The following is a 1567-nucleotide window of genomic DNA, read 5'->3' as shown; positions in this document are numbered from 1 at the left end:
GCGGCCCAGGGCGCCAACCCCGCCCTGCTGCCCGCGACCCCGGCCGTCCCCCAGCAGAACTCTCCGGGCACCGGCCCGCCGATGGCCCACGGCGTCGGCGGTGGCCAGCCCTCCTGGGCCATGCAGGCACCCCGCCCGGGCGGATCCGACGAGGGCGGTGAACAGCGCCTCGCGCCCTGGAAGCCGCCCGTCGAGGACGTGTTCCAGGCCGCCGCCCGACGACAGGCCTCGGCCCGTCCGGCGAACCTCGGCAAGCGGCTGGTCGCCCGCTTCGTGGACACCCTCGTGCTCGGCGCCCTCACCGCCGTGGCCGCCGTACCGATGAGCACCATGGCCGTCGACCACATCACCGAGAAGGTCGACGCGGCCAAGCTCTCCGGCGAGACCGTGACCGTATGGCTGCTGGACGGCACGACCGGGCTGTACCTGGGCATCGTGCTGGCCGTACTGCTGCTGGCCGGCGTCCTGACCGAGGCGTGGCCCACCGCGAAGTGGGGCCGCACGCTCGGCAAGAAGCTGCTCGGTCTCGAGGTCCGGGACATCGAGGGCCACGAACCCCCGTCGTTCGGCGCGGCCCTGCGCCGCTGGCTCGTCTACGGCGTCCCGGGGCTGCTCGGTATCGGTGTCGTGGGCGTCCTGTGGTGCCTGTTCGACCGCCCGTGGCACCAGTGCTGGCACGACAAGGCGGCGCACACCTTCGTGGCGGGCTGAGCACGGACGACCGTACGGCCGGCTGAGCGCTGGCAGTACGTCCGACGCGGGTCGGCCCGGTACGACGTACGCCTCACCGGATCCCGTACCCCGGACGGCCGCTCGCCGGATGCGGAGCCGGGCGGTTCGCGGTCCACTCGGGCCATGAGCAGCGAACCGCCCCCCGGCGCCGGTCAGCAGCCACCGGACGACGACCCGTTCAGGAAGCAGCCCCCGCCTCCGTCGTACGGCGCAGGCGATCCCTACGGCGGCTCAGGCCCCTCCGGCGGCGGCTCGCCGTACGGGGGCGGCGGTGCGCCGTACGGCGGAGGTGGCGCGCCGTACGGAGGTGGCGGCGGTGATCCCTACGGCGGGGCCGCCGACCCCCTCTCGGGTATGCCCCCGCTCGCCGACGGCGGCCGGCGGGTGCTCGCGCGGCTCATCGACATGATCCTCGTCGGTGTCGTCGTCTGGCTGCTCACCTGGGGCTTCAACGTCAACGAGTACGACGTCGACGGCGACAAGATCGAGTACGGCCGCTCGATCGGCCAGTCGGCCATCGCCGCCGTGCTCTACATCGCGTACGACACGATCCTGATCTCCCGGACCGGGCAGACCCTCGGCAAGAAGTGGCTCCACCTCCGGGTGGCCAACCTCGACAACGGCGCCACGCCCTCCGTGCAGAGCGCGCTCGTCCGGTCGCTCGTGCTGTGGATCCCGTTCGCCTTCTGCTGCGCCTGCATCTGGACGGCGATCTCGGGTGGCTGGAGCTTCTTCGACAAGCCGTACAAGCAGGGCCTGCACGACAAGGCGGCCAAGACGGTGGTGGTCAGCACCGGTTGAGCGTGTGCCGGGCGCCGGAAACGGCAACGGCGGT

At 72.7% G+C, this 1567-nt stretch carries 2 protein-coding genes; both read left to right on the top strand.

Annotated features, from left to right (window positions below; all coding sequences use genetic code 11):
- Positions 1 to 711: RDD family protein (locus STRTUCAR8_RS03915; RefSeq protein WP_044471596.1), on the top strand; the 711-nt coding region annotated here is incomplete at its 5' end.
- A gap of 144 nt (positions 712 to 855) precedes the next feature.
- A complete protein-coding gene (locus tag STRTUCAR8_RS03910; RefSeq protein WP_006374122.1) occupies positions 856 to 1533 on the top strand; it encodes an RDD family protein in 678 nt (225 codons plus the stop codon).
- Positions 1534 to 1567: the final 34 nt, after the last annotated feature.

The sequence above is a fragment of the Streptomyces turgidiscabies Car8 genome, assembly GCF_000331005.1.
Classification (GTDB): domain Bacteria; phylum Actinomycetota; class Actinomycetes; order Streptomycetales; family Streptomycetaceae; genus Streptomyces; species Streptomyces turgidiscabies.
This window is presented reverse-complemented; position numbering and strand designations above follow the sequence as displayed.

Coding starts and splice junctions, on each gene's coding strand:
- STRTUCAR8_RS03910 (WP_006374122.1), top strand. CDS start 856: ATGAGCAGCGAACCGCCCCCCGGCGCCGGTCAGCAGCCACCGGACGAC.